The 17,281-nt window shown below is 64.7% G+C and carries 18 protein-coding genes and 1 tRNA gene; 10 read left to right on the forward strand and 9 right to left on the reverse strand.

Annotated elements, in window-relative coordinates; all coding sequences use genetic code 11:
- Positions 1 to 99 precede the first annotated feature (99 nt).
- Complete coding sequence (locus tag E8M84_RS09285; protein ID WP_137110941.1) at positions 100 to 1,728, reverse strand: alpha/beta-hydrolase family protein; 1,629 nt, start codon at positions 1,726 to 1,728, stop codon at positions 100 to 102.
- Positions 1,729 to 2,118: 390 nt separating this feature from the next.
- Positions 2,119 to 2,195 (reverse strand) — tRNA-His (locus tag E8M84_RS09290).
- 135 nt (positions 2,196 to 2,330) lie between these two features.
- Between E8M84_RS09290 and E8M84_RS09295 the strand changes: the two genes are divergently transcribed.
- The 7 genes from E8M84_RS09295 (at position 2,331) to E8M84_RS09325 (ending at position 7,569) form a co-directional block, all read left to right on the forward strand.
- Entirely contained in the window at positions 2,331 to 2,549 is a 219-nt protein-coding gene (locus E8M84_RS09295; protein WP_137110942.1) for a DUF6324 family protein, read from the forward strand.
- A gap of 134 nt (positions 2,550 to 2,683) precedes the next feature.
- Positions 2,684 to 4,255, forward strand: coding sequence for a Ppx/GppA family phosphatase (locus E8M84_RS09300; protein ID WP_137110943.1), 1,572 nt, complete (start codon positions 2,684 to 2,686; stop codon positions 4,253 to 4,255).
- Positions 4,255 to 4,866: a VOC family protein gene (locus E8M84_RS09305; protein WP_137110944.1), complete on the forward strand. Its 612-nt coding sequence runs from the start codon at positions 4,255 to 4,257 to the stop codon at positions 4,864 to 4,866. The genes E8M84_RS09300 and E8M84_RS09305 overlap by 1 nt, the downstream gene beginning before the upstream one ends.
- The gene (locus tag E8M84_RS09310) at positions 4,863 to 5,348 is read left to right on the forward strand and encodes a GNAT family N-acetyltransferase (protein ID WP_137110945.1); all 486 of its coding nucleotides are present in this window, start codon (positions 4,863 to 4,865) and stop codon (positions 5,346 to 5,348) included. The genes E8M84_RS09305 and E8M84_RS09310 overlap by 4 nt, the downstream gene beginning before the upstream one ends.
- Positions 5,349 to 5,379: 31 nt before the next feature.
- A complete protein-coding gene (locus E8M84_RS09315) occupies positions 5,380 to 6,093 on the forward strand; it encodes a molecular chaperone DjiA (RefSeq protein ID WP_137110946.1) in 714 nt (237 codons plus the stop codon).
- The gene (locus E8M84_RS09320; RefSeq protein ID WP_137110947.1) at positions 6,090 to 7,148 is read left to right on the forward strand and encodes an endonuclease; all 1,059 of its coding nucleotides are present in this window, start codon (positions 6,090 to 6,092) and stop codon (positions 7,146 to 7,148) included. Before E8M84_RS09315 ends, E8M84_RS09320 begins: the two co-directional genes overlap by 4 nt.
- Positions 7,149 to 7,179: 31 nt before the next feature.
- The gene (locus tag E8M84_RS09325; protein WP_137110948.1) at positions 7,180 to 7,569 is read left to right on the forward strand and encodes an AAA+ family ATPase; all 390 of its coding nucleotides are present in this window, start codon (positions 7,180 to 7,182) and stop codon (positions 7,567 to 7,569) included.
- 227 nt (positions 7,570 to 7,796) lie between these two features.
- On the opposite strand, the gene scpA is transcribed toward E8M84_RS09325, so the two are convergent.
- Positions 7,797 to 9,923: a methylmalonyl-CoA mutase gene (gene scpA / locus E8M84_RS09330; protein WP_137110949.1), complete on the reverse strand. Its 2,127-nt coding sequence runs from the start codon at positions 9,921 to 9,923 to the stop codon at positions 7,797 to 7,799.
- A gap of 65 nt (positions 9,924 to 9,988) precedes the next feature.
- Here scpA and E8M84_RS09335 point away from each other — a divergent pair, with 65 nt between their 5' ends.
- Positions 9,989 to 10,459 (forward strand): DUF4174 domain-containing protein, encoded by a 471-nt coding sequence (locus E8M84_RS09335; RefSeq protein WP_240790339.1) that lies wholly within the window; start codon positions 9,989 to 9,991, stop codon positions 10,457 to 10,459.
- 91 nt (positions 10,460 to 10,550) lie between these two features.
- Here E8M84_RS09335 and E8M84_RS09340 read toward each other — a convergent pair whose 3' ends face one another.
- From E8M84_RS09340 to E8M84_RS09360, 6 genes are all read right to left on the reverse strand, one after another.
- On the reverse strand, positions 10,551 to 12,554 hold the full coding sequence (locus tag E8M84_RS09340; protein ID WP_137110950.1) for an acetyl/propionyl/methylcrotonyl-CoA carboxylase subunit alpha: 2,004 nt from the start codon (positions 12,552 to 12,554) through the stop codon (positions 10,551 to 10,553).
- A gap of 104 nt (positions 12,555 to 12,658) precedes the next feature.
- Positions 12,659 to 12,877: a hypothetical protein gene (locus E8M84_RS09345; protein WP_137110951.1), complete on the reverse strand. Its 219-nt coding sequence runs from the start codon at positions 12,875 to 12,877 to the stop codon at positions 12,659 to 12,661.
- Positions 12,878 to 13,193: 316 nt separating this feature from the next.
- Positions 13,194 to 13,589, reverse strand: coding sequence for a hypothetical protein (locus E8M84_RS09350; protein WP_137110952.1), 396 nt, complete (start codon positions 13,587 to 13,589; stop codon positions 13,194 to 13,196).
- Positions 13,590 to 13,775: 186 nt separating this feature from the next.
- Complete coding sequence (locus E8M84_RS21800) at positions 13,776 to 13,904, reverse strand: hypothetical protein (protein WP_274378896.1); 129 nt, start codon at positions 13,902 to 13,904, stop codon at positions 13,776 to 13,778.
- Positions 13,905 to 14,115: 211 nt separating this feature from the next.
- Positions 14,116 to 14,532, reverse strand: a complete 417-nt coding sequence (locus E8M84_RS09355; protein WP_137110953.1) for a DUF6497 family protein — start codon at positions 14,530 to 14,532, stop codon at positions 14,116 to 14,118.
- Positions 14,532 to 16,064, reverse strand: coding sequence for an acyl-CoA carboxylase subunit beta (locus E8M84_RS09360; RefSeq protein WP_137110954.1), 1,533 nt, complete (start codon positions 16,062 to 16,064; stop codon positions 14,532 to 14,534). The genes E8M84_RS09355 and E8M84_RS09360 overlap by 1 nt, the downstream gene beginning before the upstream one ends.
- A gap of 179 nt (positions 16,065 to 16,243) precedes the next feature.
- Between E8M84_RS09360 and E8M84_RS09365 the strand changes: the two genes are divergently transcribed.
- Both E8M84_RS09365 and E8M84_RS09370 read left to right on the forward strand, forming a co-directional pair.
- Positions 16,244 to 16,594 carry a DMT family protein gene (locus tag E8M84_RS09365; RefSeq protein ID WP_137110955.1) on the forward strand — a complete coding sequence of 117 codons (351 nt, stop codon included), beginning with the start codon at positions 16,244 to 16,246 and terminating at the stop codon, positions 16,592 to 16,594.
- 51 nt (positions 16,595 to 16,645) lie between these two features.
- Positions 16,646 to 17,278, forward strand: coding sequence for a glutathione S-transferase family protein (locus tag E8M84_RS09370; RefSeq protein WP_137110956.1), 633 nt, complete (start codon positions 16,646 to 16,648; stop codon positions 17,276 to 17,278).
- Positions 17,279 to 17,281 lie beyond the last annotated feature (3 nt).

The following is a 17,281-nucleotide window of genomic DNA, read 5'->3' on the forward strand; positions in this document are numbered from 1 at the left end:
CAGACAAATGCGACATCTCCGCTTCTGCGCCCGGGATGAGCCCCTGTCAATTCCCGGCTTGCCGAGTGGCAGGGCGCAGAAAGCCTGCCCCTTACGCACCTAGCGCGGCTGAAGATCGCTCAGATGCTCGATCAGGCGCTTCTCTGTCTCGGCGTCCCAACCCTCCGGGGCCAGCGTGGCGGCCCAGGCGGGGATGTAATGCCGCGCGGCATAGTCGTGCCCGTATCCCAGAGTGCCGACGGCGACCGCCATGTCGACGCCCACCTGAAGCATCGTGACGACAGGCACCCATTGCATCATCGGCGACACGTCCGGGGCGCGGGACGCGCCAAGCCAGTCCGGCCGCCGCCAGGCCAATGACCAATCGAAGAACACGATCGGATCACTGCCATATTGCAGGAACACCAGCCGCATCGGCCCCCAGTCGGCCGCCGCTGTCGCAAAGCTTGCAGCCTGATTGTCAGCCCGGATGAGCGACCCATTGCCGAACTCCGGCCGCCACGCCGGACTGCCGCTTTGCCTGCGATCCACCACCATGCGCCAGAAATCGCTCAGAAACGGCGAACCGGCCCACAAGGCTCCGTTCGGCATGTCGCCCAGCACATCCAGCAAGGGCATGGTTTCCTGCGACAGGAAGGCCCCAAGGCTCAGCCCATGCAGATAAAGCCGGGGCCGCCTGTCCTTTGGCATGGCCGTCCAGCGCCGGTAGACCAGATCGAACAGTGCCTGTGCCTCGGCGATGCCATGCGTCGGATCAACCGCAACGGATACCGGGCTTGGCAGGTAACTGTACTGGACCGCCACCGTGGCGACATCGCCCCGCGTGATATAGTCCAGCGTGTCCATCGCGCCGGGGTCCAGCCAGCCAGACCCGGTGGGCATCGCAACCACCAGCACCTCGCGATCGAAGCCCCCGACACGCTCCAGTTCAGCCAGTGCCAATGCGGCACGGTCCTCTGCCGTGGGGGCCGCATTCAGGCCGACATAGACCCGGATCGGCGGCCTTGCGGGTGCGTTCCAGAACGCGGCAATCTCCGCCTCACCGGGGCCAGAGGTGACAAAGTTGCGCCCCCAGCGTCCCAGATCCTCCCACGACACAAGCGAGGCCGCGCTGCCCGTCTTGCTCGGGTCCTCGGGCGGCATGACATCCGGCGGAATGAGTGAATCCGCAATCTGCGCCGAACGGTCGGCACCGCGCAGCACCGACCGGAACAGGACCCCGTCGACCAAAGCGGCAAGAAGCGCAAACGCGATTGCCAGCCCGACAAGATTGGCCAGCCTCGGCGGCAGATAGCGCGTGCTCTTCCGGCTCCAGCGCCGGGACAAGCCAGCAAACACCCGCGCCACCATCAGAAGGATCAGAAAGACTGCCGCCGCAATGCCCGCCACCGTGAACGGAGCGACCGAGTCGACATCCGGAAGGTTCCACACGCTGCGGATCGAGTTCTGCCAGACAACACTGCGCCAGAGGCACCAAATCGAACCGATGACGCTGGCCGCAAGGGCCGCACGGGGGATCCAAGGGGATACCGGCCAGGCGGGACGTCCGTCCCACAGCCAGTCGAGCATCCCGCGCAAAAGGGACCAGACCCCATAGCCGAAGGCGAACACGACGCCGGACAGAACGCCCTGAAGTTCCGGCTGGCGCGGCACCATCGAGGGCGTCAATGACAGGCAGGCCAGAACCGCGCCCGCAGCCAGCCCACCGACGCTGACCCGCTGGAACATCCACACCCCCAAACCGACCGAAGGCCCACCCTTCCTTGATTTGCGGTCGCCTTCCGACAAACGGGCACCTCAGCCTCAAATGATGTCGGATCACAGTTAGGCAGGTATTGCCCATCCGACAAATGCAATCTTGCAAGGTCCTCGATGGCCTTCAAGATTGGCTTCTCGGCAACCTTTCCTTGCATCCGGTCGTGCCCAATCAGGGGGCCGACGATACGGCGAAGCGCGCCGCGACCGCTTTCGCACGCCTGTCCGAAGGGCAACTCTCTTCCAGCCTTACCGAATCCGGTTGGCTGCACGGTCGGTCAGCCCTGTGCAAGCTGACAGCAAACAGCAAAGCGCCGGTCGCCTCTGGCTGACCGGCCCTGCAAATCAACTATCTGATTTGGATGGTACAGCTTCCCCGGCTCGAACGGGGGACCCCCAGATCCACAATCTGGTGCTCTAACCAACTGAGCTAAAGCTGCACTTGAGGCGCGATTTAGCCCCGCTCCCCCCGGAATGCAAGCACCTTCACCCGTTCCAGCGCGGCCCGACCGACGGTTTTTTCTTGCACCGCCCCGCGCCTGCCGATACCCGATCAGCAAAGCCGGAGCATCCCCATGGGCATCAATTCCCCCAGCGACATCGCCGCAAACATCCAGATCGGGCCGACCGACACTGGCATGGTTCGCATCTACATCGAAGCCGAAGGCGGGATCGAACTGCCGCTGGATTTCGACCCCGAAGAAGCCGAAGAAATCGCCGAGGAACTGCGCGCCGCCGCCGAAGCCGCGCGGGTGATGGGCGACCGGCCCTCGCCCAAGCCGAAGAAGCGCTGACGCCGGACGCAGGGCGGACAGAATTTTTCGAAGAGATCTGCAAATTCCTTCGAAGGAATTTGGCCCGCCCAGCCGGTTGACCGCATCCCCCCGCACCGTCACGATACCGCCGCACGACCCCGGAGGATTCTTCCATGGCCGCAGACGGACCTGCCCCCCAGCCCGACGACGACGACGACGCAGGCGACTGGGGTCCCTTCGGCAAACCCCTGTTCGACGACCCTTCCGCCCGCGCGCTTTCCCGGGTCGGCGTGGTCGATGTCGGCTCGAACTCGGTCCGGATGGTGGTCTTCGATGGGGCGGCCCGCAGCCCGGCCTATTTCTACAACGAAAAGATCATGTGCGGCCTTGGCAAGGGCCTGGCCGAAACCGGCCGACTGAACCCCGAAGGCAAGCTCCGCGCGTTGGCCGCGCTGAAGCGCTTCTCGCTCCTGGCCAAGGGCATGGACATCAACCCCTTCACCGTCGTCGCGACCGCCGCTACGCGCGAGGCCGCCGACGGGCCCGAGTTCCAGGCCCAGGTCCTGCGCGAAACCGGCCTCAGGCTGCACGTCATCGACGGCTCGGAAGAAGCCCGGCTTTCCGCGCAGGGCGTGCTTCTGGGTTGGCCCGAGGCCAAGGGCATCGTCTGCGACATCGGCGGCAACTCGATGGAACTCGCGCGCATCGGCGACGGCCGCGTCGGCAAGCGCGTCTCGACCCCGCTCGGCCCCTTCCGCCTGCAACAGGTTTCGTCCGACCCGAAAAAGCGGAAAGCGCACATCGACGCCATCCTCGAAGCCGCCGCGAAAGAGATCAAACCCGACAGTGACCGCATCTACCTTGTCGGCGGCTCCTGGCGCGTCATCGCGCGTCTGGACATGGAACGGCGCAACTACCCGCTGACCGTCCTGCACGAATACCGCATGACGCCCGACAACCTCAACGCCACGCTCGACTGGCTGGCCACCACCGACCTCCCCGCGCTCCGCGGGCGCACCGGCACCAGCGCCGAACGGATGGAGCTGGTCCCCCTCGCCTGCGAGGTCCTGCGTGAGATCATCCGTGTCCTGAAACCGTCTGAGATCGACATCTCCGCCTATGGCATCCGCGAGGGCCTTCTCTACGAACAGATGCCCGAGAAACTCCGCGCCCGCGACCCGCTGATCGAGGCCGCACGGATGACCGAACTGACCCAGGCCCGCATCCCCGGCTTCGGCAAGAAGCTCTTCACCTTCCTCGAACCCCTGTTCAAGGGCGCGACCGAGGAACGCCTGCGCCTCATCAAGGCCGCCTGTCTTCTCCACGACACAACCTGGCGCGCCCACCCCGACTACCGGGCCGAGGCCTGCTTCGACAACGCCACCCGCGCGAACCTCGGCGGCCTCGACCACCCCGGCCGGGTCTTCCTCGGCCTCGCCCTTCTCCACCGCTACAAGAACAGCCGCGCCGGCAGCCGGATGGAACCGCTGTTCCGCCTCCTCTCCGAGACGGACATCCAGGAGGCCGAAGCCCTGGGCAAGGCCATGCGCTTCGGCGCCATGTTCTCGATCGGCGACCCGTCCAAGGCGGGCGAGCTGCGCTGGAACCCGAAAAAGCGCCAGCTGACCCTCTCCCTCACCGACGACGGTGTCGGTCTCTTTGGCGAGGTCGCCCAGGCCCGCTTTGCCGCTCTGGCTCTCGCCCTGAAAGCCCAGACCAAGGTCACGCTGAAGGCGGAAGAGTGATGCTGCACCTGGATCACCTCGCCATATCCGCCGCCACGCTCGAGGACGGCGCGAATTGGGTCGAAACCGCCCTTGGCGTGCCCCTCGCAGGCGGCGGCAAGCACCCGCACATGGGCACCCACAACCGGCTGCTCAGCCTTGGTGACCTCTACCTTGAAGTCATCGCCATCGACCCCGCCGCCCCAAAGCCCGCCCATCCTCGCTGGTTCGACCTCGACCATTTCCGCGGCCCCCCGCGCCTGACGAACTGGATCTGCCGCACAGATGACCTCGACGCCGCCCTCGCCGCCGCGCCCCCCGGCACCGGCACCGCGACCGACCTCTCGCGCGGCGACTACCGCTGGCGCTTCGCCGTGCCCGCCTCGGGCTGCCTCCCCTTCGACGACTGCCACCCCGCCCTCATCCAGTGGCAGGGCGAGCTTCACCCCGCGAAATCGCTCCGCGACCACGGCATCCGCCTGACCCGGCTGGAGATCACCCACCCCGAAGCCCCAACCCTGCGCTCCGCGCTCAAGGGCCTGACCGATCCCCGCGTCCAAATCCAGCTTGGCCCCTACCGCGGCTTCCGCGCCACATTCGACACCCCGCACGGCCCCCGCGTCCTGACATGATCCGCCCCGCCCGCGCCGCCGACGCCCCCGCCCTCGCGGCGCTGCTGAACCACTGGATCCTGCACACCGCCGTCACCTTCAACCCAGTCCCGAAGACCACGGCCGACATCCTTGCCATGATCGCCGACAAGGACGCTGCCGAGCACGCCTTCCTGGTGGCCGAGGACGCAGGCACCGTGATCGGCCAGGCCAGCTATGGCCAGTTCCGCGGCGGCGCAGGGTACAGGACCTGCATGGAACACTCGATCTCCCTTCTCCCCGGCACGCCCAGCCGCGGCCTCGGACGCGCCCTCCTTACCGCTGTCGAGGACCACGCCCGCGCCACAGGTGCCCACCAGATGATCGCCGGCGTCTCGGGGGAAAACCCCGATGGCCAGGCCTTCCATGCCCGCATGGGTTATGCCCACATCGCCACCGTCCCGCAGGCGGGCTACAAGTTCGGGCGCTTCATCGACCTTGTGCTGATGCAGAAGTTCCTCTGACATCCGCCGCCGCCCCCGCTATTCTCCCCCCATGTCAATCTGGACCCGCATAACCGAGGCCCTCGCCGCCCTTGTTCAGGGCGAGCCCCTTTCGGTGGTCTTCGATCGCCTGCGCGCTGACCCCGCGCCCGAACAATCCATCGGCTTCACCATCGCCGTCCTTGCCCTTGGCGCCAAGATGGCCAAGGCCGATGGCACCGTGACTCGCGACGAAGTCACCGCCTTCCGCCGCATCTTCACCTTTCCGCCCGGCGAGGAAGAACACGCCGCCCGCGTCTACAACCTCGCCCGCCAGGACGTCGCGGGCTTCGACGCCTACGCCCGCAAGATCGCCCGCCTGTTCAACCCCGACGGCCACAAGATCTGTGCCGACGACCACCATGTCCTGGTCGACATTCTTGAGGCGCTGTTCCAGATCGCCATCGCCGACGGCACCTACCACCCCGGCGAAGACGCCTTCCTGACCCATGTCGCGCAGGAATTCGGCCTCGACGACCGTTGTTTCACCATCGTCCGCTCCCGCCTTGTCGAGGGCGCGCCCCGCGACCCCTATGATGTCCTCGGCCTGCCGCGCGACGCCACGAAGGACGCTGCCCGCAAGGCGTGGAAGGACCTGGTCCGCGACACCCACCCCGACGTCCTCCAGTCCCGCGGCGTCCCGCCCGAGGCGATGAAGCTTGCCGAACGTCGCCTGCAGCTCATCAACGAAGCCTGGCGCGAAATCAGCGCCAAGGAAGCCGCATGAGCGAAAGCCGCAAGGGCCTCCGCCTCGCCACCTACAATGTCGAATGGTTCAACGCGCTGTTCGATGACGCGGGAAGGATGCTTGAAGACCATGAATCCTCGACCCGCTACAAGATCACACGCGGCGAACAGCTTGCCGCCCTCGCCATCGTCTTCACCGCGCTCGATGCCGACGGCATCACCATCATCGAAGCCCCCGACACCAACGGCCGCCGCTCGACAGTGAAAGCGCTGGAAACCTTCGCCCGGGCGGCAGGCCTGCGTGCCCGAAAGGCGATCATCGGCTATTCTTCGGAAACCGAACAGGAAATCGCCTTCCTCTACGACCCCGACCGACTGACCGCGCGCCACGACCCGAAAGGCCATCCGGCCACCAGCCACGGCTCCCACGACGCCCCGCGCTTCGACACCACCTTCCGCTACGACCTCGACGCCGACAACATCTCGGAATCCATCCGCTTCTCGAAACCACCTCTCGAACTGGCGCTGACCACCTCGGGCGGCACGAAGCTCCGCCTCATCGGGGTCCACGCCAAATCGAAGAATCCGCACGGCGCCATCGGCCGCGAGGCGCAGATCCGCCTCTCCATCGAAAACCGCCGCAAGCAGCTGGCCCAATGCCTCTGGATCAGGCAGCGCGTTGACTCCCACCTTGTGGCAAAGGACAGCCTTCTGGTGATGGGCGATTTCAACGACGGCCCCGGCATCGACGAGTTCGAGAAACTCTTCGGCCATTCCGGGGTCGAGATCGTGCTTGGCACCGACGTGGACCCCGCCACCCGCCTGACCGACCCCCACGCCACCATGGCGCTGCAATCGCTCGTCAGCCTAGCCCCCACCTCGGCCCGGTTCTACCTCGCCCCGAAAAAGCGCTACTTCGAGGCGCTCCTCGATTTCATCATGGTCTCGCCCGATCTTGCCGCCAGTGGACCCGACTGGCGCATCTGGCATCCGTTCAACGACCCCCGGATCATGGACATCCCCGAACTGCGCGAGGCGCTGCTGCAGGCCTCCGACCATTTCCCGGTTACCATTGACCTGCCAGATGTGATTTGAAAACCGCCGTCCGCGTCCCCATATTCCCGTCATGAGACTCGCCCTCGCCCTCTGCCTCCTTGCCGCTCCGGCATTCGCCGAAGACCAGCCGGTCACGCCGAAAGCCGATGACGAAGGCTTCAGCCTGATGGAAGAAGGCATGAAGCTGGTTATGCGCGGGATGATGCAGGAAATGCAGCCCGCGCTTGACGAGATGGGCAAGGCGCTGGAAGAGGCGGGCCCCGCCCTCGAAGGCCTCGGCGCAGAACTCGGTCCCAAGCTGCGTCAGCTGATCGCGCTGATCGACGACATCAAGAACTACGACGCGCCGGTCATGCTGCCGAACGGCGACATCCTGATCCGCCGCAACGCGCCGCTCGTGCCGAAGATGGCCCCGCAAGCCGACCCCCAGCCCGGCCCGAACGGCGAGATCGACCTCTGATCGCCTGACCGCGTCAGGTCCTGCACTCTGCCCAATTACCTCCGCCAGAGGCACCTTCTCCGCCCGCTCCTCGTTCGACTTCGTCTCCTCGTCGCCAAACCGGCGAGGAGTGACGAAGTCATCGACGATCCGCAACGGGGCGCGGACGTCAAGTTACCAAACCGTAAACACCCACAGCCAACCTCTTGAAATTGCTTCCGGCCCGCAACCTGTCCTGCGTGGACAGCCTACCCCCGCGCCGCGCGGATCAGATCCAGGATCTCCTTCGCCGCCGCCGGAATATTGGTCCCCGGCCCGAAGATCGCCTTCACCCCGGCCCCTTTCAGGAAATCATAGTCCTGCTGCGGAATGACCCCCCCGCAGATGACCAGAATATCCCCCGCCCCGCGCGCTTTCAGCACCTCGATCAGCTTCGGAGCCAGCGTCTTGTGCCCCGCCGCCTGCGACGAAATCCCGATCACATGCACATCATTGTCGATCGCATCCTGCGCCGCCTCTTCCGGGGTCTGGAACAGCGGCCCCACATCCACATCGAACCCGATGTCGGCGAAGGCCGTGGCGATCACCTTCGCCCCCCGGTCATGCCCGTCCTGCCCCATCTTCACCACCAGCATCCGCGGCCTGCGACCCTCAGCCTCGGCAAAAGCCTCCACGTCCCTCTGGATCGCCTCGAACCCCGCGTCGCCCTCATAGGCCGCGCCGTAAACCCCCGCGAGGGTCTTCACCTCGGCCCGATGCCGCCCGAATACCTTTTCCATGGCGTCCGAAATCTCCCCGACCGAGGCCCGAGCCCGAGCCGCCTCCACCGCCGCTTCCAGAAGGTTGCCACCTTCCCCAGCCCGCCGCGTCAGTTCCGCCAGCGCCGCCTGGCACCGCACCTCATCGCGGCCAGCCCGCACCGAAGCCAACCGCGCGACCTGCGCTTCCCGCACCGCCCCGTTGTCGATGTCGCGGATGTCGATCGGGTCTTCCTTGTCCTTGCGGTACTTGTTGACCCCGACGATCACCTCGTCGCCCCGGTCGATCATCGCCTGCCGCCGCGCCGCCGACTCCTCAATCCGCAGCTTCGGCATGCCACTGGCCACAGCCTTGGTCATGCCCCCCATCGCCTCGACTTCCTCGATCAGCTTCCAGGCCTCCTCGGCCAGCTGGTTCGTCAGGCTCTCGACATAGTAGGACCCGGCGAGGGGATCGACGACATGCGTGATCCCCGTCTCCTCCTGCAAGACCAGCTGAGTATTCCGGGCAATCCGCGCCGCGAACTCGGTCGGCAGGGCAATCGCCTCGTCCAGCGCGTTGGTGTGCAAGGACTGTGTGCCGCCCAACACCGCCGCCATCGCCTCATAAGCCGTGCGGATCACGTTATTGTAAGGGTCCTGCTCCTGCAGGCTGACCCCAGACGTCTGGCAATGCGTCCGCAGCATCAGCGACGACGCCTTCTTCGCCCCGAACCCATCCATGATCCGGTGCCAGAGCATCCGCGCGGCGCGGAGCTTCGCGACCTCCATGAAGAAGTTCATCCCGATCGCAAAGAAGAACGACAACCGCCCGGCGAAGTCATCCACGTCCATCCCGCGCGCCATCGCGGCCTGAACGTACTCCTTGCCGTCGGCCAGCGTGAACGCCAGCTCCTGCACCAGGTTCGCGCCCGCCTCCTGCATGTGGTAGCCGGAAATCGAGATCGAATTGAACTTCGGCATCTCGGCGGACGTGTATTCGATGATGTCCGCGATGATCCGCATCGAAGGTTCGGGCGGATAGATGTAGGTGTTCCGCACCATGAATTCCTTCAGGATGTCGTTCTGGATCGTCCCCGACAGGTCCGCCCGCGACACGCCCTGCTCTTCCCCCGCCACGATGAAGTTCGCCAGGATCGGGATCACCGCCCCGTTCATCGTCATGGAAACGCTGATCTTTTCCAGGGGGATGCCGTCGAAGAGCACCTTCATGTCCTCGACGGAATCAATCGCCACCCCTGCCTTGCCCACATCCCCCACCACGCGTGGGTGATCCGAGTCGTACCCCCGGTGCGTCGCCAGGTCGAAGGCGACCGACACGCCCTGCTGCCCGCCCGCCAGGGCCTTGCGATAGAACGCATTCGACTCCTCGGCCGTCGAGAACCCTGCATACTGCCGGATCGTCCAGGGCCGCCCGGCATACATCGTCGCCCTGACCCCCCGCGTGAACGGAGCCACCCCGGGCAATTCGCCCATCTGCGGCAGGCCCTCCACGTCCACCGCCGTATACAGCGGCTTGACCGTGATCCCTTCCAGCGTCTGCCAATTCAGGCTCGAAGGGTCCCTACCCTTCAACTCTTTCGAGGCCAACGCCTCCCACTGCTTCAGGTCCGCCATCACGCTCTCCAATCCGCGCCGTTCTGACGCTTGGGCTTTTGACAATTGGCCCCTATATCAGGACCATGAAAGCCGTCGCCCGTCGTCCGTTCCTTGCCGTCATGGCCCTTGCCATCCCGGCGCTGTCCTTGACCGCGTGGGCCGATGAGGCCCCCGAAGCCGTTGTCGCTTTTGCTCCCGTCCCGGCGTCAGAGGTGGTCGAGGCCGATCTCCTCTTCCTCCGCCGCCCGGTCATCGTCTTCGCCGACTCTCCCGCCGACCCCGCCTTCGTCCGCCAGATGGAGCTTCTGACCCGCTACTACCCCCAGTTCGAAACCCGCGACGTGATCCTCATCACGGACACCGACCCCGCGAACCCCAGTGCCTTGCGCAAGAAACTGCGGCCCCGGGGCTTTTCACTGGTGCTGATGGACAAGGACTGGAAGCCTATGATCCGCAAGCCCCTGCCCTGGGAGGGGCGCGAGATCATCAATTCCATCGACAAGATGCCGATCGCGCGCACCGAGGCGTTGGAGCGGAATCCGGCCGGGCGGTAACCCGGAGTTTTTGAAAACTCCGGACCGGAGCCTTCAACGGCTCCGACACGATTTCTTTGAAGAAATCGATCCCGGCCCGACCTTTGCGCCATCATTCGAACTCCATGATAACGTCGTCGACCTTCAGGCTCGACCCCGCGCTGGCCTTGATCTTCTTGACCACGCCCTTCCGCTCGGCCTTGAGGATGTTCTCCATCTTCATAGCCTCGACGGTCGCCAGAGCCTGACCCTCCTGCACCTCGTCACCCTCTGAGACAGCGATCTTCACCACCAGGCCCGGCATCGGGCACAGAAGGTATTTCGACGTATCCGGCGGGGCCTTCTCCAGCATCAATCCGGCCAGCGCCTTCTGGCGTGGGCTTTGCACATGGACCTTCAGATCCGCCCCGCGTAGCCGCATCCGGAAGCCCATCGGGATCTTCGCGGTCTTGATGACCAAGGGCTCACCGCCCACGGACAGGCGAGCGAGCGGCTGGCCAGGGGTCCAATCGCTTTCCACCCGCAGGTCAGTGCCATCCTCAAAGACAACGGTAGAGCCGTGATGGTCGGCCTTGATGGTCACCGGCCAGCTTTCCCCTTGCAGCGTCACCACCCAGTCATCGCCGACCCGACGGGTATGGTTGTCCATCGTCCCGGAAATCCGCGTCCGCCGGATTTCGGCGACCCGGTTCATTGCCGCCGCCGCCGCCGCCACCCGGCGCAGAAGGCTGGAGTCCAACTTCGCGCCGGCAAACCCGCCCTCATATTCCTCGGCGATGAAGGCCGTCGTGATGTTCCCGCTGGCAAAGCGCGGATGGTCCATCACGGCGGAACAGAACGGCAGGTTGTGCCCGATCCCCTCCACCTCGAACGTGTCCAGCGCCAGCCGCATTTCCTCGATGGCATCGGCGCGGGTCGGCCCCCAGGTGCACAGCTTGGCGATCATCGGGTCGTAGAACATGCTGATCTCGCCGCCCTCGTAAACGCCGGTATCGTTGCGCACGACCCCACCGCGTTCAGTCTTGCCCTCGACCGGGGGCCGGTAGCGAGTCAGCCGCCCGATGGAGGGGAGGAAGTTCCGGTACGGGTCCTCGGCATAAAGCCGGCTTTCCATGGCCCAGCCGTTGATTTTCAGGTCAGACTGCTTGAACGGCAGCGGCTGACCATCGGCCACGCGGATCATCTGCTCCACCAGATCGACCCCGGTAATCAGCTCCGTCACCGGATGCTCGACCTGCAAACGCGTATTCATTTCAAGGAAATAGAAGTTGCGGTTGCCATCGACGATGAACTCCACCGTCCCGGCACTGGTATAACCCACGGCCTTCGCCAAAGCGCAGGCCTGCTCGCCCATCGCCTTCCGCGTCGCCTCGTCCAGAAAGGGCGACGGCGCCTCCTCAATGACCTTCTGGTTCCGGCGCTGGATCGAACACTCGCGTTCTTGCAGGTAGACGCAGTTGCCATGCTTGTCGGCCAGCACCTGAATTTCGATGTGGCGCGGCTGGGTCACGAACTTCTCGATGAAGATCCGGTCATCGCCAAACGAAGCCGCCGCCTCGTTCTTCGACGACTGAAAGCCCTCCCGCGCCTCGGCGTCGTTCCAGGCGATACGCATCCCTTTGCCGCCGCCGCCCGCGCTGGCCTTGATCATTACCGGATAGCCGATCTGGGCGCTGATCTTCACCGCCTCGTCGGCATCGGCGATCAGACCCATGTAGCCGGGGACCGTGCTGACACCCGCCTCCTGCGCGATCTTCTTCGAGGTGATCTTGTCCCCCATCGCCTCGATCGCAGGCGAAGGCGGACCGATGAACACCACCCCCGCCGCCTCCAGCGCCGCGGCGAAGTTGCGGTTCTCGGACAGGAAGCCATAGCCCGGATGCACCGCTTGCGCGCCCGTCGCCTTGATCGCGGCCATGATCTTGTCGATCACGATGTAGGACTGCGCGGCGGGGGGCGGCCCGATATGCACCGCCTCGTCCGCCATCTGCACATGCAGCGCATTGCGGTCGGCGTCGGAATAGACCGCCACCGTCTTGATCCCCATCTTGCGCGCGGTCTTGATGACGCGGCAGGCGATCTCGCCCCGGTTGGCGATCAGGATCTTGTCAAACATCGGCTCCCCCCAGCGGAAATGCAAAAGGACCACCCGGGCGGTCGGCCCGGATGGTCCTTGTGGTCGGTATGATCCGCCCGAAGGCGGCCCGTTCAGTCAGTCGTTCAGTAGCCCGAGTTGCAGGGCGGCAGGCCCAGTTCGATGCCGCAAGTTGCGACACCGGCAAGACCGCCCAGCGCAGCCCCGGCCAGCATGTTTTCGTCCAGCGCGTCGGCGACCAGCGCGCCGGCCGCCGCACCTGCCATGCCGCGGGACGCAGGGTCCTGCATGCAGCCGGCCAGAGAGGTGGAAAGAAGAGCGAAGACGATAAGCGACTTCTGCATGTGATACTGCCTCGTAGGTTTGTTGTTATTGCGCCGGATTCTACCGAAAGATCACGGATTTGGAAGCAATATCTCGCACCGCCTGCGCCGTCGGCACCACCCTGCCGCCCGACAAGGATCGGTCCGGCCTGGGACGGGCCGGACCGAAAAGAAGGGGAAGGGTAACAACGTAGACTGCGCAGGTCGTGGCCGGACTGCCAAAGACCCGCCAGGAAACAATGGCCCCACGATCCGGCCATTGCAAATCCATTGAAAACATCCGCCCCAGCGTGAGCAAAACTGTGCCAAATGGCCTGATGGGTCGGCGAAATCATGCCTAATCCTCGTCCTCATCCCAATCGTCGGCCAGCGCATCGGGGGCATCGGGGGCAAAGACCTGCGGAAATGCCGCCTCGGCGCGCTTGACGTCGATCCGTAACAGCGCCTCGTAGGAACAGGGATCGAACGGGTCCTCTGCCGCCACGACCTCGCGGCCGAACAGCCAGGACAGCCGCCCGGCATCCAGATTGCCGCGCTCGAACGGTTCTTCCCCGAAATACTGCCAAAGCGCCGCCATGAAGGCCTGATCGGCCATGCGGTCGACGTGCTTGCGGTCCTTGAACCGCTCGCGCTTGATCAGTTTGGTCGCGCCCTCTTTCACGTTGGCGCGGCGGATTGTGAACTGGAAATCGGTCCCCGGCATCCGGCCCGGGAAGCCACGGTGCTTCAGCATCTGTCCTGTCCTCTGTCATGGCAGCAGACGGGACCGATAGGCCAAAGCACCACGCCCGCCCAGAGGGAAGACAGCAAAATCGCTCGGATTATTATTGAGAAAGCTGCCTCGACCGCGTCTGCGCGCAGGAGGCAAGGGATTGGTGCGGGCCCGCCCGGCTGATGCCGGCAGGCCCGCTCCGGTACATTACTTGTACTTGCCGGTGTCCACGACTTCCGGGGTGACCGGCTCGGGCATCGGCTCTTCCTTCTTGGCGCAAGCAGCCAGAGCTGCAACCGCAGCCAGAACCAGAACGAGACGTGCGCTCTTCGACATCCTCTACTCCATCCTTCTAGGGGTGCTTCGGAAGCCTCGCGGACTACCGGCACCTGTTCGCTGTTTAAGGCCGATTTGGCCCGGCCCGTCGCCACTTTATCCGAAAGATTTCCGGATTGGTATGTCGGCTGGACCAAGTTCCCGACCTGTGGCGTTCCTACATCAGCCGATAGTGCGTGGCCAGCCGGAAAAACAAGATTTCGCGTCTGCATCAAAAGACCTCCCAGACGCAGGCGCCGTTTTCGGGGCGGTAGGCCTCGAAGAACTGGACGACATCCGGCGCGGGTTCGCCGAATGGAACCACTTCGCTTGCGAATGAGATCACGATCTGTCGGGGCGCCGGGACCATCCCGTCGATGCGCTGGATGGCAAAGCTGTCGCAGACCGCCTGCATGTCGTCAAAGGCCGCCTCGGCATCTTCGGGCACAAGGTCCGGGGCCAGAAACCGGAACCGCGCCGTCGCCCCTTCGGGACCTCGGGCATTGGTCACGATCTCGATCAAGGACAGCGCGCGCCCCGAAGGCACCTCGACAGCCTCGCCCGCTGGCGCGTCGTCCTGACAGGCCGACAGCAGCACAAGGGCGGCCAGCAGAACGGGGCGACGAAGGAGCGCGCGCGGTTTCATCATCACAGCGGGATGTTGTCGTGCTTTTTCCAGGGCATCGCGGCCTTCTTGCCGCGCAGCGCCGCAAAGGCCCGTGCCACCCGGCGGCGGGTGGAATGGGGCATGATGACCTCGTCGATGAACCCCTTCTCGGCCGCCACGAAGGGGTTGGCAAAGCGGTCTTCATAGTCCTTCACCCGGGCCGCGATCTTTTCCGGCTCGCCCAGCTCCGAGCGATAGAGGATCTCGACCGCACCCTTCGCGCCCATCACCGCAACCTCGGCCGTGGGCCAGGCATAGTTGAAATCGGCCTTCAGGTGCTTGGACGCCATCACCACATAAGCCCCGCCATAGGTCTTGCGGGTCAGGACCGTGACCTTCGGGACCGTCGCCTCGCCATAGGCGAACAACAGCTTCGCGCCGTGCTTGATGACGCCACCGTACTCCTGTCCCGTCCCCGGCAGGAAGCCCGGCACGTCGACGAAGGTCAGGATCGGGATCTCGAAGGCATCACAGAACCGGACAAACCGGGCGGCCTTGCGGCTGGCGTCGATGTCGAGGCACCCCGCCAGCACCATCGGCTGGTTCGCCACCACACCGACCGTCTGCCCCTCCAGCCGGATGAAACCGATGATGATGTTGGCGGCGTAATCCTTCTGCACCTCGAAGAAATCACCCTCGTCTGCGATCTTCGTGATCAGCTCCTTCATGTCGTAGGGCTGGTTCGGGTTGTCAGGGACCAGCGTGTCCAGACTGCTCTCGATCCGCGCCGGATCGTCGAAGAACGGCCGCACCGGCGCCTTCTGCCGGTTGTTCAGCGGCAGAAAGTCGAAAAGCCTGCGGATTTCCGCCAGCGCCTCGACATCGTTCTCGAAAGCACCGTCGGCCACCGACGACTTGCGGGTGTGGGTCGAGGCCCCGCCCAACTCCTCTGCCGTCACCACTTCGTTCGTCACGGTCTTCACCACGTCGGGGCCGGTGACGAACATGTAGGACGAGTCCTTCACCATGAAGATGAAGTCGGTCATCGCCGGGGAATAGACCGCCCCGCCCGCACAGGGGCCCATGATGAGGGATATCTGCGGCACCACACCCGAGGCTTCGATGTTCCGCTGGAACACCTCGCCATAGGCTGCCAGCGAGGCGACGCCCTCCTGAATCCGTGCGCCGCCCGAGTCATTGATCCCGATCACCGGCGCGCCGTTCTGCATCGCCATGTCCATGATCTTGCAGATCTTCGCGCCATGCGTCTCGCTGACCGAGCCACCCATAACGGTGAAGTCCTGGGAAAAGACATAGACCTGCCGCCCGTTGATCGTGCCCCAGCCGGTCACGACCCCGTCGCCCGCGGGCCGATCCTTCTCCATCCCAAAGTCGGTGCAGCGGTGGGCGACGAACATGTCGAACTCTTCGAACGACCCTTCGTCCAGCAGAAGCTCGATCCTCTCCCGTGCGGTCAGCTTGCCCTTGGCGTGCTGCGCCTGCACCCGACGCTCGCCACCCCCGGCCCGCGCGGCGGTACGACGACCCTCAAGCTCTTCGAGAATGTCCTTCATCGCGCCCTCCCCCGGCTGATGTCGTGGGCAATCTAAGGGAACGCTGCGGATGCGAGAAGCACGAAACGGCGAATTTGCAAATACCTTTGAAAGACGCGCCATCAAATCGCAAATCCGCAAAGCCTTGCCTTGGCCGTTGGTCAGGCTAAGCCGTCGCGGACCGCAAACCCGAGGACACCATGACCCTGCCCATCCCCGTCGTCACTATCGGCCTTCTGCTGGCCTCGAACATCTTCATGACCTTCGCCTGGTATGGGCACCTCAAGTTCAAGGAAAGCGCGCTCTTCACCGTGATCTTCGTCTCCTGGGGGATCGCCTTCTTCGAATACGTCCTGCAGGTTCCGGCGAACCGCATCGGCCACGGCTATTTCTCGGCAGCCGAGCTGAAGACGATCCAGGAGGTCATCACCCTGTCGGTCTTTGCCGTCTTCTCCGTCCTTTACCTGAAGGAACCACTGCACTGGAACCACCTCGTCGGCTTTGGTTTCATCGCTATCGGGGCCTTCTTCATCTTCCACAAATGGGCGTGACGCAGGCGCTTGCCCTAACGTAATCTCCTATTGGATTGGCGGGAGGACGGCATGGGCTACAGACTGTTCGGACGACGCCAGACCGGCTCGATGGCCATTGAGGCGGCCCTCAGGCTTTGCGACGCGCAGTGGGAGCCGATCGACACGCCCCGCCCCAGGACCGAGGCCGAGCTTGCCGCCCTCCACCAGATCAACCCGCGCGGCCAGGTGCCAATTCTTATCCACCCCGACGGCACAATCATCACCGAAGGCCCCGCGATCCTGCTGCACCTCGCCGATTCCTTCCCTGCCGCGGGTCTTGCCCCCGCACCCGGAACGTCCCTCCGCGCCTGGCATGACCGCTGGCTCGCCTTCTTCCAGGCCAACGTCTACGAAGGCATGCTGCGTGAGCTTTTCCCCGACCGGTATACCGCCGACCCCGCCTGCACCCCAGCCGTCGCGACGGCCGCAACCGCCTATGTCCGCCGCCATTTCCTGATCTTCGAGGCCGAGCTGGCCCGGCACTCTAGACGCGCCTTCACCTGCGGCGACACGCCTTGCGTGCTCGACATCTATCTCTGGATGCTCTGCTTCTGGATGGATACAGCCTGGCTTGCCGACAACTGCCCGGCCCTTAGCGCACACTGGCAGCGTTTGCGAATGATCTCCGATCTTCAGTTGGTCGAGAAAGCGCACTTCCGGTAGGCA

This window comes from Rhodobacter sp. SY28-1, assembly GCF_005222785.1.
GTDB lineage: Bacteria > Pseudomonadota > Alphaproteobacteria > Rhodobacterales > Rhodobacteraceae > Tabrizicola.